Origin of the sequence: Snuella lapsa (genome assembly GCF_039539345.1) — a bacterium.
Lineage (GTDB): Bacteria > Bacteroidota > Bacteroidia > Flavobacteriales > Flavobacteriaceae > Snuella > Snuella lapsa.
Genome location: NZ_BAABCY010000055.1, coordinates 54184 through 66409 on the forward strand (window position 1 = coordinate 54184; position 12226 = coordinate 66409).

Annotated in this window: 11 protein-coding genes; 3 read left to right on the forward strand and 8 right to left on the reverse strand. The window is 35.0% G+C overall.

Annotated elements, in window-relative coordinates; translation table 11 throughout:
* Positions 1-146: 146 nt before the first annotated feature.
* A complete protein-coding gene (locus ABD792_RS10340) occupies positions 147-617 on the forward strand; it encodes a very short patch repair endonuclease (protein WP_345005912.1) in 471 nt (156 codons plus the stop codon).
* Positions 618-882: 265 nt separating this feature from the next.
* Complete coding sequence (locus ABD792_RS10345; RefSeq protein ID WP_345005913.1) at positions 883-3528, forward strand: PQQ-dependent sugar dehydrogenase; 2646 nt, start codon at positions 883-885, stop codon at positions 3526-3528.
* 93 nt (positions 3529-3621) lie between these two features.
* Here ABD792_RS10345 and ABD792_RS10350 read toward each other — a convergent pair whose 3' ends face one another.
* From ABD792_RS10350 to ABD792_RS10380, 7 genes are all read right to left on the reverse strand, one after another.
* On the reverse strand, positions 3622-3894 hold the full coding sequence (locus ABD792_RS10350; RefSeq protein WP_345005916.1) for a hypothetical protein: 273 nt from the start codon (positions 3892-3894) through the stop codon (positions 3622-3624).
* Positions 3895-4004: 110 nt separating this feature from the next.
* A complete protein-coding gene (locus tag ABD792_RS10355; protein WP_345005917.1) occupies positions 4005-4637 on the reverse strand; it encodes an outer membrane beta-barrel protein in 633 nt (210 codons plus the stop codon).
* Between the two features lie 142 nt (positions 4638-4779).
* On the reverse strand, positions 4780-5799 hold the full coding sequence (locus ABD792_RS10360; protein WP_345005918.1) for a phytase: 1020 nt from the start codon (positions 5797-5799) through the stop codon (positions 4780-4782).
* A 14-nt stretch (positions 5800-5813) separates the two neighbouring features.
* The gene (locus ABD792_RS10365) at positions 5814-8669 is read right to left on the reverse strand and encodes a TonB-dependent receptor (protein ID WP_345005920.1); all 2856 of its coding nucleotides are present in this window, start codon (positions 8667-8669) and stop codon (positions 5814-5816) included.
* Positions 8670-8862: 193 nt separating this feature from the next.
* Positions 8863-9123 carry a 50S ribosomal protein L27 gene (gene rpmA / locus ABD792_RS10370; RefSeq protein WP_199114381.1) on the reverse strand — a complete coding sequence of 87 codons (261 nt, stop codon included), beginning with the start codon at positions 9121-9123 and terminating at the stop codon, positions 8863-8865.
* A 24-nt stretch (positions 9124-9147) separates the two neighbouring features.
* On the reverse strand, positions 9148-9648 hold the full coding sequence (gene rplU, locus ABD792_RS10375; RefSeq protein WP_345005921.1) for a 50S ribosomal protein L21: 501 nt from the start codon (positions 9646-9648) through the stop codon (positions 9148-9150).
* An 80-nt stretch (positions 9649-9728) separates the two neighbouring features.
* Positions 9729-10178, reverse strand: a complete 450-nt coding sequence (locus ABD792_RS10380; RefSeq protein ID WP_345005922.1) for a DUF4199 family protein — start codon at positions 10176-10178, stop codon at positions 9729-9731.
* A gap of 407 nt (positions 10179-10585) precedes the next feature.
* Between ABD792_RS10380 and ABD792_RS10385 the strand changes: the two genes are divergently transcribed.
* Complete coding sequence (locus ABD792_RS10385; RefSeq protein ID WP_345005923.1) at positions 10586-10984, forward strand: heavy-metal-associated domain-containing protein; 399 nt, start codon at positions 10586-10588, stop codon at positions 10982-10984.
* Positions 10985-11077: 93 nt separating this feature from the next.
* On the opposite strand, the gene ABD792_RS10390 is transcribed toward ABD792_RS10385, so the two are convergent.
* Entirely contained in the window at positions 11078-12115 is a 1038-nt protein-coding gene (locus ABD792_RS10390; protein ID WP_345005924.1) for an NADP(H)-dependent aldo-keto reductase, read from the reverse strand.
* Positions 12116-12226 lie beyond the last annotated feature (111 nt).

A 12226-nucleotide genomic window follows, 5' to 3' on the forward strand; every position in this document is an offset into this window, starting at 1 on the left:
TTTTTTTATTTAGATGATTGCCAAGACATGTTCTTTTTTTGTGCCTTTATAGCCTCAGTCCATTTCAACATCTAAAAAAAGCCTTCCAACAAATTTTACATACTTGTTTCCAGATTGACTAAAATTATTCATATTTTGTATCATATATGTCATATGAGGATAATAAAATAAAAGTGCCTCGTTTTAATGAGGCTGCAGGGTTTTATACTACTAAAAAACGCTCAAAGATCATGAGCAAAATTCGGAGTAAAAACACCAAACCCGAACTTATATTTAGAAAAGCTTTATGGGCAAAAGGCATTCGTTATCGTGTGGATAGCAAACAACTTCCTGGGCGACCAGACGTATCCATTAAAAAATACAAATTAGCCATTTTTATTGATGGCGAATTTTGGCATGGTTACAACTGGAGCGAACGTAAAAAATCAATTAAAAAGAACCGAGCATTTTGGATTCCAAAAATAGAACGCAACCTACAACGCGATAAAGAGGTTAATCTCCAACTCTACGAAATGGGCTTCTCTGTATTTAGGTTTTGGGCTAACGAAATTAAAACAGATTTAAATCGTTGTATTAACGATGTACTTGTTTACATATCTACAGGAACTACCAATTAATCACACCTGTTAATTAATAGAATTATGGCTGTTAAAAACGTGTCTTATTTTAAAGTATTTTCTTGTTTGGTTTTTTTCAATGAAAAATATTAAACGTTACTAAACAACAAGTTATCTATTTTTACGTGCAAACAATTTGATTATAAACCTCCTACCAATAATGTTTTAATCGCATGACCGATAAAGGTTATGCATGATTTCATGAAACATTGTTAAATTTAAGATAGTATTAATTCATTAAGAAAGAACCTTACAAACTAAACAAATGCATTACCTATTAAAACTTTCGTGTATTGTAACAACTATTATTACGCTTCAAAACTGCACTCAAGTAGAAAGCAAAGCTATTCCTATTGAAAACAAACTTATTGAAGTTAAAATAGATACCGATGGCAACCCTGAGGATATTTCAATTACACCCTTTGCAGGACCAGATATTGTTCCTAGTCCCGCCTGTCTGGCAGTTTCACCTTCAGGAGAAGTATATGTTGGTGTGGATATGATGGGATCTCTTGGAAAAGAACCAGGAAAAGGAAGCATTATAAAACTAATCGACAGTGATAATGATGGTAAAGCAGACTTATATTCTGAGTATGCCAAAGTTGATAATCCAAGAGGTGTTTTTGTTTTAGGAGACCAACTTTTTGTACTTCACACTACCTTTTCGAAAGCAACGGGTGTGGCCACAGGAATGAATCTTGTTGTTTTTGAAGATAAAGATCATGATGATGTTGCAGACGGTCCTTCTAAACCCATTATCGAAAACATTTGTTCTCCTGCTCATATTGCAAAGAGAGGAACCGATCATGCGACCAATGGTATTCGAATGGGGATTGATGGATGGATTTACATTGCAGTAGGTGATTTTGGTTTCCATAATGCTACAGACAGTACTGGAAAAAAAATGACCATGCTAGGTGGCGGTGTTGTTAGGGTTAGACCAGACGGCACAGAAATGGAGATCTACACACACGGATTGAGAAATATTTATGATGTTGCTATAGACCCTTATATGAACATTTACACCAGAGGGAACACCAACGATGGAGGGGGCTGGAATGTGAGATTTGCCCATCATATCCAATCTGGAGAATATGGATACCCTGTTTTATTCAAGCACTTTACCAATGAAATCATTCCAGCTCTAGTAGACGTTGGTGGTGGTTCTGGCACAGGAGCTCTTTTTATGGATGACAACAGATGGCCTGAGCAATACAACCATGTTCCTATGATGGCAGACTGGGGAAGAAACCAATTATTTATCCATCGCGTTTCCCCAGACGGTGCGAGTTTTAAACAAACAGAGGAGGCATTTGTTAAGTTAGCCCAAATTACCGATCTGGACATCGATGCTTCTGGGCGCTTGTATATGAGTGCGTGGGACGGCGCCGGATATTCTGGAAATCCAGACAAAGGTTTTGTTACTAGAGCTGTTCCAAAAAATTGGGAATACCAAGCCTTTCCTAACCTTAAAAAACTTTCTGTAAAAGAATTAGCAGCATTACTTAAAGAACGATCGGCTACTGTTAGGTTATACGCCCAACAAGAGTTAATTACCAGATCTGCAAAAAAAGCAGCCGTAGCTGCCTGGGATATTGCTTCTAATAAAGAACTCCCTTTAGACAGCAGAGTTGCCGCTATATTTGCTTATGCGCAAATTAATTACAAAGGAACGCTTGAAAATTTAATAGAACTAAGTCATGACAAAGCAGTTAAAGAATTTGCCTTACGGGCTATGACCGATCGCAAATCAAGACTAAAGGACATTCCAACAGACCTATTTATCGATGCATTAAATGATCCTTCCGATCGCGTTAAAGCGGCAGCTATAATTGGACTAGGTCGCATAGGCGACCAAAAAGCAGCAAAGGCTCTATTACAAATTCCTGTTCCTGCCAATGCTACAGTACCAGCTAAGGGAACAGAAGGTCCTCATGCAACCCCCAACAGCGCTATTATCCCTGCTCATTTGGCAGTAAAGGCCTTAGTTGACATGAATGCTATAGACCCTTGCATACAAGCCGTTAAGAATGAGGCATCAGCTTTAGGTATCTGGGCATTAAAATACATGCATGACACACGTGCAGTAAATGGACTTATTGAAGCCTATAATACTTCTGTAAACGATCTCTTTAAAGAAGAAATCCTTACAACACTATCAAGATTATATAAAAAAGAAGCCCCATATGATGGTTCTTGGTGGTGGAGTACACGTCCAGACACACATGGTCCTTATTATAAAAGTATAACTTGGGAAGGCTCTCCAAAAATTGAAACTTTCTTAACTAAAGTTTGGGAGCAAGTTAATGATAGCGAAAAAAGCCTTTTCGTAAACTTAAACGAAAAGCACCGCATGGGAATTGCTGCTTTTGGAGGCGAAGAAGTAAAAACAACTAAAGAAGAAACCAAAGTTGATCTTGAAAAAATAAAAAATACGAAAGGGCAAATAGGCAAAACATCCATTGAAGATGTTATGATTGCCATTTCCAAAATTAAGGGTGATCCTGCCAAAGGAGAAAAACTATTTACCCAACAAGGTTGTGTTGCCTGTCATAGTATCAAAAAAGGTGAGGCTTTAAAAGGACCTTATATGGGACAAATTGGCTCTATTATGACGCGTGAGCAAATTGCAGAATCCATATTAAAACCAAACGCATCCATTTCGCAAGGGTTTGCAACAGTAATGATACATACCAAAGACGACAAAAGTTATGCTGGGTTTGTAACTTCAGAGACTCCAGACAAATTGGTAATGCGTAATATCGCTGGACAGGAGTTTACTATAAAAACCAGTGACATTAGTAGTCGGGATGAATTGGAAACATCAATGATGCCTGCCGGGTTGGCCAATGCGCTTTCGTTCGAGGAATTTGCCTCTCTGGTAACTTACTTATCTAAACAGAAAAAGTGATGACATAACATATTCATATAAAAATTCCCAGGTTGTATAACAGCCTGAGAATTTTTATATTTTTTTAATGATAAGAGAAGACTATAAACCTAATCACTCAACCATATCTTCTTCAAAATACCACCACAGACTAGAATCAATAATAGATTTCATTTTAATGATGTCAACACCTTCTTTTAAAAATACCGTAATATTTTCATTAGCTCTATTTTGTCCTACCGTTTCACGAATTTCTATAAAATCTATCTCGTTAAAACGCACCAAATGTCTTTTAATTTTTTCATCTAGCGATTCATCTCCCAAGAAAATTTTAATGGTTTGTTGATTTGGGGAATTTCTAATCTCAGATCTAAAAGGGACGTTCATATGCTCAATTGTTTAGAAAGAATAATTATTTACATGCTATTAAATTACTTAATTATTTCCATAAAATCAATAAAGACTATTCTAAAAATTAACGCTATTGGTAAATCTATTTAAATGTCGAAGTTAAATGTGGCTATTAGTCTAATCGTATTAGTCTTTACATTTCCACTCAACATTGTTTTATACTTATTAACATCTGTTAGCCCTAGCTCGTTTCTTACCTGTATTATTAAATCCAAATAGTCATTTAAGCGAAATGTTGTGCCTGTCCCTAATGCCAAGCCAAAATTATAATCTTCAAAATTTATAAACAATGACATAAGACCGTTTGGTTTCCCCTGATTAAAGTAATTTACAAAACCTCCCCCGTCAACAAAAAATGACCGTTTGTTCCCAAATTTATAACGAATCAGAAATGGTATGTTGAAAAAATCATGCCCTTCCGTTACTGTACTCTCGTAGCTAGAACTATTGTAACTATTATAATATCGGACATCTCTTTTCTTTTTCCATCTTTCAAAATTCACACCCGTAATCACTGAAACAAATGGCTTTAAGGCAACTTCAATATTGACTCCTAAGGTTGGCACCACCATAAAATTCTTGTCGGTTTCGTAATCCATACCTCTTAAGCTAGATACTTGCCCTCCAATATTAGCACCAACTTTCAGATTAATTTGAGAAAAAACACTTGGCAAACTAAATAATGTTACCAAAAGAAAAATATAAAAATTCTTTTTCATCTGTCTAGAATATTTTCGCATTAAACCTTAGGTGACTATTTAAATTTCACCTTTCGGTTTTGTTTTGGGATCCGAAAATACGAATTTTTACACAAATATTCTTCTGTTTTGGAGGGCTTGTTAAATTCATTGCATAAGCCATTTATTCAACTAATTTAAGCGATGTTAAGTCATGGAAAAAAAACGTTTTATCATCGTTCATAGACACAAATAAACCGTTTGTAAACTTACTCCCCAAATCGATCGTCGTTACGTCACAACCATCCGTTTCGGTCGTTCCTAAATTAATTTCCTTTATAAATACATTTGTTTTTAAATCAAAAACATTAAAAGTATGTGCTTGCTGATTGGATACTATTAAAAACCCTTTGTCCGCATATCTTGCAATAGCAATACCTTCTATATCATCCTTAAAATATTCACCTCCAAACAGTGAAATTTCATCATCACCTTGACTAGGGTTAGCATGATATTTTCTTATACCAACACCCTCATCAGAATAATATACAAGTCCTAAAGTATCATCGACTGCTATGGCTTCAATTTCCTTTTGTCCACTAAACGCCCCTATTTTTCTAAGTAATTTTGCTTTTACCCCTAATGAATCTGCTTTCAATTCATATTGATACAAATAACCTTCTTTAGGCCCTTGTTTTCTACTTACAAAAACCGAAACCCGATCTGTAACTGGTTCCTTATAGATTGAAACCCCCATTGGCCGTTTCATTTCTACATTGGTTTCATCTTCAAAAACCTTAAGACCTCCTTGATCCAATGGTTTCATATCGGGAACTGAGTATACACGAATTTGATGTTTTTCTCTTTCAGAGAATACCATAATATCTGTTTTTGTGCTGTCCGACAACTTAAAACCATACTCTACATCTACATTGTTAGGGTAGCTAACATTGGTAAGACTTTTTTCGGCTATAATTTTCCCTTTCAAATCAAAAGCATACACTCCACCATTAACTTCGTCTTTATCTGTACCAAATACAATACTTTGTTCTGGATTGTCTTTATTTACCCAAATAGCAGGGTCATCGGTGTCGTGAGGTGTTTTTTCGGTAACTGTTACCGCTACAATTTCGGGCAATTTACTAACGCATGCGAGAAAACACACAACAACGCCAAAAACAATATTTGCCTTTAGTTTATTCATTGTTATCTTCACTTTTACTTTTTCTTAAACAAATCATATTTCAAACCAAAAGTTAAGCGCCTACCATAGTATTCGCTTTGCATTGTCCTATTTTTTATGCCTTGGTAATAACGCAATGGTTGATCTGTTATGTTATTAAAATCGAAATACACGCTTAAGTTTTCATTGATTGCTACATTAGCATTAAAATCTAAAAAGAATTGTTCGTCGTAATACCTGTCTTCAAAAGGGCGTCCTCCAATCTCATCTATATAGGCATCAGAAAAATTACTTGATAAACGCACGCTTATTCTTTTACTTGCATAACCCAAAGAGGCATTAAACATATTGGGGGCTGTATTGGGCAAATCTAAATCTGTACGGGTTTCTCCGTCCTCATTTCTAACTCCATTTGCATTGGATGTTAAATGGGTATAGTTAAGATAAAGGCTGAAATTTTTAGCAAAACCGGGCAAGAAATCCAACTTTCGTTGCAGGGCAAATTCAAACCCTAATACAGATGCATCATCCCCATTTAAAGGCTGATATACATCAAAGCCAGTTGTTCCGTTACCAAAAGAATCGTCTGTAGTTTCTGTTTGAAACGTATAAATGAAATCGTTAATTCTTTTATAGAATGCTCCTCCAGAAATGATTCCTACATTCTTAAAATAATGCTCAGCCATAAGATCAAAATTCATGGATGTTGTTGGATCTAAATCAGCATTACCGACAAAAATTTCTTCATCTCCCAAAACGACATCCAAGGTTGGCACCAAGTCTACATAATTAGGCCTGGCTAAGGTATTTGTCCAAGCAAATCTTAAAATGGTTCTATCTGTTAAATCATATTTAAAATGAATTCCAGGAAGTACATTAACATAAGAGCTTTCCTCAGTAATTTGTCCTATAACATTTTCTTCATCTTCAATCTGGTTTCCCGTAGCTGTAATTTTTGTTGTTTCTATTCTTATCCCTAAAAGCATGCTTAGATTGTCTGATAGTTTTTGACTTACCATCGCATATCCAGCAAAAACATTTTCCTCTACGTCAAAATTGGCTCTTAAATATTCATCTGGCACATCTTCTCCTTCAAACTGTGTTGCATCATTTAAATTAAGACCACCTATAAACTCTGGTGTTGCAAACGACCCAACAAGATACTGTTCTCCTGCTAAGAAATCTGGATCTGAATAATCTCTTGTTGGTATACCTCCCAGAAAATCGAAAGTCGAGCTCTCTGGGCTATACTCCATAAAATTATTGTTCCTATTCTTATTTTTTAATCTAGCACGTGCACCAAACTTTAGAAACCCCTCTTCTTGGTTAAACATATGTAGTGGCAATTGAAAATTTGCAAATACATTAAAATCTTCTTCTTCGGTATATTGGTTCTCTTCTGTCAGTTCGTCAAATTCAAAATTATTGTAGGCAGCATCTTCAGCACTTAAAGGAGTATATAAAGGAAATTCAGAATCATTATTATAAGACACTGCATATTCGCTTTCATATTCTAAATAACGTTCATTTAATCGCTCTTCAGAGGCTTTTGCAAATGACGCCATCCAGTCTATTTGTAATTTATTAACCAAGTGATCGCCTCCTAAACTAAAATTGTACATACGTTGATCTTCTAAACGTCTGTTTTTATTTCGACTATTATCAATCCCTCCTTTTGATTGTCTTTTAGCTTCAACTGGAAAAGACGTTAAATATCCATTTGTATCTACTGTAAAATCTCCCGGCTCTATATCTTCCCCATCTAAGATTTCATGTTCTAATCGAAACCTGTTTTCACGATCATCCCTCCAGTTATAGATGGATTTAAAATAAATATTATTGTTATCATTAAACTGATAATCTAAATTCGCCGAAAAACTACGTCTTATACGTTGTACCAAATACTCTCTAATTTCAAATACTTTAGCATAAGGGTTTACGCTAACTTCTTCCAGATTATCTTCATCGTCAAAAGCATTGTATTCAAATTCATCTTCCCATTCTGCCTCAAAATTATCACTACCAAAATCGTTATCATTAAATGATGCTGACAACATCCAACCAAACTTCATATCCTTGGATCGGTCACCTAATAAAAAAGCGCCATTCAAGATTTTTTTATTGGTAATATAATTCACTCCCGATCCGGCCGTAGCAGATAAACGAAATCCCTGGGGAGATGTTCTGGTTATTAAATTTACTGAACCACCAAGTGCATCGGCATCCATATCTGGAGTTACTGCTTTATTAACTTCAATGGTTTGGATCATATCGGACGGGATTAAATCCATTTGAACATTTCTATTATCGCCTTCTGCCGAAGGAATGCGGCTACCATTTAAAGTCACCGAGTTTAATTGCGGAGCTAAACCTCTCACTATAATATTTCTTGCTTCTCCTTGATCTACTTGCATTGTTATACCCGGAATACGCTTAACAGCATCGCCTATATTGGCATCGGGGAACTTTCCAATTTGATCGGTAGAAACGATATTAGTAATGTTCTGCTTGTTTTTTTGAGTGTTTAACGCACGTGATTGCCCCCCAAGACCATAGGTAGTTACAATCACTTCATCTAGTTCCGTATTTTGGGATGACAGCTCTAAATTTAAAACAACTGTAGTACTTGCTACTACGTGAATCTCCTTTTTAACATCTGAATAACCTAAGTATTTAACGGTTACTTCCTGATTGCCTTCTGGCACATTTATAAGTATAAATTTACCTTCAAAATCAGATATGGCTCCTTTGTTTAAAGTCTCTATTAGCACAGTCGCTCCTGGTATGGCTATACCGTATTCGTCTGCTATTATCCCTTGTATATTGCCTTTTTGGGAAAATCCGTTAATCGAAAAAATCAATAGTGTTGTTAAAGTAAAAAAATATTTCATTATAAGCTGATTAAAGTTTGACGCTAAATAATGAAATAGGGCATAAAATTACTTTAAGCCAAAATAAAGCTTGTGTTAAAATGAGAACGAAAAAATCTGTATTTAACAATAATTAAATATTAGGATAACCACCTAATAAAAAAAGCCCTTTCTGAAAACAGAAAGGGCTTTGATTTTCTAAAGAATTAATTTCTTAAGCCTCAAAAGGCTCAATAGAAACATAAGACTTATTATCTTTTTTCTTTGTGAACTTCACAACACCGTCAACTTTAGCGTGTAATGTATGATCTTTTCCAGCATATACATTCTCGCCTGGGTGGTGAGTATTACCTCTTTGTCTAACGATAATGTTGCCAGCTATTGCAGCCTGACCACCAAAAATCTTAACACCTAAGCGTTTCGATTCTGATTCTCTACCGTTTTTCGAACTTCCGACTCCTTTTTTATGTGCCATTTTATTTCGATTTTAGATTTTAATTTAACTTAAAGCAGCTATTAAATCGGCTTTCTTCATAGAAGAAATTCCTTCAATACCTTTAGCTTTTGCCATCTCTTTTAATTCAGCCACTGTTAATTTGCTTAAATCTTGAGAAGCTTCTGCCTTAGGGGCTTCAGCTTTAGGGGCAGCTTTTTTAGTTGCTTTTGCTGGGGCAGCTTTCTTAGCTCCAGAAGCAGCTATACTTTCAATTACAATTTCTGTTAAAGCTTGACGATGACCGTTCTTAACGCGGTAACCCTTACGTCTTTTCTTTTTGAAAACTATAACTTTATCACCTTTTAGGTGCTTTAAGACTTTTGCTCCTACCTGAGCTCCGTCTATAGCTGGGGCGCCTACAGTTACATTGTCCCCATCTGCAACAAGAAGTACATTATCGAAAGCTACTTGCTTTCCTTCTTCTGTTTGTAAACGGTTAACAAAAACTTTTTGGTCTTTTACAACTTTAAATTGTTGCCCTGCTATCTCTACAATTGCGTACATAGCGTAACGTTTTATTAATTAATTTGTTCAAAAAATGAGTGCAAATATACTGCTAATTAATTAAACTACAAACGTTTTCTTCACTTTGAAGACATATTTCCGCTATTTTTAAGGAGCTGCATTACAGCAAGCGTTGCAACGACAGTCGTTGCGAAGCCCATAACAGCTACTATAAAGGTTACCATCCCTATATCTGTATTAAAACCACCGTGAATGGTTTTAAACAATTGCCCCAAAAAACCAACATTAATTTCTGTGGCATAAAACAAAAAGAAGATGGTAAAAAACAATGTAGCAATAAAGCCCGTAATCAATCCTGTTTTAAAGCCTTCTCCATAAGAAAAAGCCTCTGGATGCTGCAACTTTGTTATACGAACAGCTTCATATATTCCCAATGCAGTAATAACGGCATTAAAAAAACTAAATACAGGATTTATATGCTTATTGAATAATGCTAGAATTAAAAAATATGCAATTAAGACGGCACTAGTAACAAGACCAAATCGAACGGTTAATGATAATTTTTTCATACGTTAAAATTTTAATAATCATCAGATTTTATGTTAATTATAAAATCGAGAACGCATACAACCGCTACGCTCTCACATTAAAAATTTTAAACATTCCCTTTTATGAAAAAATGCTCAAAATTTATTAATGTTCGTTTCATCTCTACACAATTTGATTCTCTTAAATTTCGTAAAAATTTATGTATTAAAATAATTTTAGCATTATTAATTTGCTCAAAAGGAACATTTTAAAGTCGAATCTTTTTGAAATTGCAAAGTCTCAAAGCCTTGTTTTTCAAAAACCTTAGGCAACCAAAAGTTTAATTTTTGGCACAATAAACAGTAATATTTTCTACTTTTGCATAGTATAAATGCTCATTAAAAAGAAACGGGCGCGAACTTCTTAAGAGGCATAAAATTTTAAACACATGAAAACAACAAAAACAATTATAACTGTTACACTTGTTCTTTTAAGTTTTTTTAACTGTAAAAACGAGACGAAACCAGAAATTAAAACAGTGTCCATTGAATCTACTGAAACGGCTAAAACCTTAGATCCAAACGCAACTTATGCAAAAGCAGAGTTTACCATTGATGGAATGACCTGCGCCATTGGATGTGCCAAAACCATTGAAAAAAAGATTTCCAAAATGGAAGGTGTAAAGGAAGCTACTGTAGACTTTGATAGAAAGCTAGCTATGGTCGAATATAACGAAGCTAAAGTAACGCCTGTATTACTTGAAGAAACAGTAACTAAAGTTTCTGATACTTATAAAGTTAGTGACATGAAAACTGTTGAAACCTTTTCTTCTAAGGAAACTAAATAGTTAAGTTGTCTTGTAAAGCTTAAAAAAAAGCGCCTTATTTTTATATAAAAGTAAGGCGCTTTTTAAATAACTTATTTTCTTTTTTGAATTGCCCTACGGTGCTGGATTAGGGATTACCGCATGCACTTCGTTAATTTGACCTAATATTACTTCACTTAAACTAATATCTATACTAGCTATATTTTCCTTTAGTTGCTCTAAATTTGTGGCTCCAATAATATTACTTGTTACAAATGGTTGTTGCGTAACGAAAGCCAATGCCATCTGAGCTAAAGTCATCTGGTTGGCTTCTGCTATTTTTAAATAAAGCCTTGTTGCTTCTGTAGCCTGTTCACTACTATATCTTGCAAATCTAGGAAACAGCTTAAGTCTGGCATTTTCTGCAGCCGTCCCTTTTATATATTTTCCTGATAGCACTCCAAAAGCCATGGGCGAATAGGCTAACAAGCCTATATTTTCTCGTATTGAAATTTCTGCTAAATCACCTTCAAAAACCCTGTTTATCAAGGAATATGCATTTTGAATGGTGCACATTCTAGGCAATGCGTTTTTCTTTGCTTCTTCCAAATAACGCATCGTCCCCCATGAACTTTCATTGGACACCCCTATATGCCTAATCTTACCTGCTTTTATATTTTCTTGAAGTGCATGAAGTATTGTGTTGAAATTATCTTTCCAAACCTCATCTTTATCGTATTTAAAATCCCTAACCCCAAACCTATTGGTATCGCGTTCTGGCCAATGTAACTGATACAAATCTATATAATCGGTTTGCAATCGTTTTAACTCCGCATTTATAGCTTCATCTATAGCCTCTTTACTAAAACCTGTCGTACGGATATGCGCAGTATAATCGCCTATCCCTGCAATTTTAGAGGCTAAAACCACTTTATCCCTATTTCCTGTCTTTTTTAGCCAAGTTCCAATTATTTTACTTGTTCGACCTTGTGTTTCTGCAGAAGCAGGAACAGGATATAATTCGGCTGTATCGATAAAGTTTATGCCTTGTTTAAATGCATAATCTAATTGCGCATGTCCTTCAGCTTCTGTATTTTGGTTTCCCCAGGTCATCGAACCCAAGCATATTTTACTAACTTTTATATTGGTATTGGGTAGTGTTGTATATTTCAAACGTTTAAATTTTAGTTATTTATCTTTTACGGTTATTCTTTAAAGATAAAACCTTTTGGGACTATAGTCCCAAAAGGTTTTATCTAGCTTTAATCTATTTTTGTATTTCTT

Bases quoted from the DNA above. Each gene is read 5' to 3' on its own strand.
- ABD792_RS10340 (WP_345005912.1), top strand. From the start codon at position 147: ATGTCATATGAGGATAATAAAATAAAAGTGCCTCGTTTTAATGAGGCT.
- ABD792_RS10345 (WP_345005913.1), top strand. From the start codon at position 883: ATGCATTACCTATTAAAACTTTCGTGTATTGTAACAACTATTATTACG.
- ABD792_RS10350 (WP_345005916.1), bottom strand. From the start codon at position 3,894: ATGAACGTCCCTTTTAGATCTGAGATTAGAAATTCCCCAAATCAACAA.
- ABD792_RS10355 (WP_345005917.1), bottom strand. From the start codon at position 4,637: ATGAAAAAGAATTTTTATATTTTTCTTTTGGTAACATTATTTAGTTTG.
- ABD792_RS10360 (WP_345005918.1), bottom strand. From the start codon at position 5,799: ATGAATAAACTAAAGGCAAATATTGTTTTTGGCGTTGTTGTGTGTTTT.
- ABD792_RS10365 (WP_345005920.1), bottom strand. From the start codon at position 8,669: ATGAAATATTTTTTTACTTTAACAACACTATTGATTTTTTCGATTAAC.
- rpmA (WP_199114381.1), bottom strand. From the start codon at position 9,123: ATGGCACATAAAAAAGGAGTCGGAAGTTCGAAAAACGGTAGAGAATCA.
- rplU (WP_345005921.1), bottom strand. From the start codon at position 9,648: ATGTACGCAATTGTAGAGATAGCAGGGCAACAATTTAAAGTTGTAAAA.
- ABD792_RS10380 (WP_345005922.1), bottom strand. From the start codon at position 10,178: ATGAAAAAATTATCATTAACCGTTCGATTTGGTCTTGTTACTAGTGCC.
- ABD792_RS10385 (WP_345005923.1), top strand. From the start codon at position 10,586: ATGAAAACAACAAAAACAATTATAACTGTTACACTTGTTCTTTTAAGT.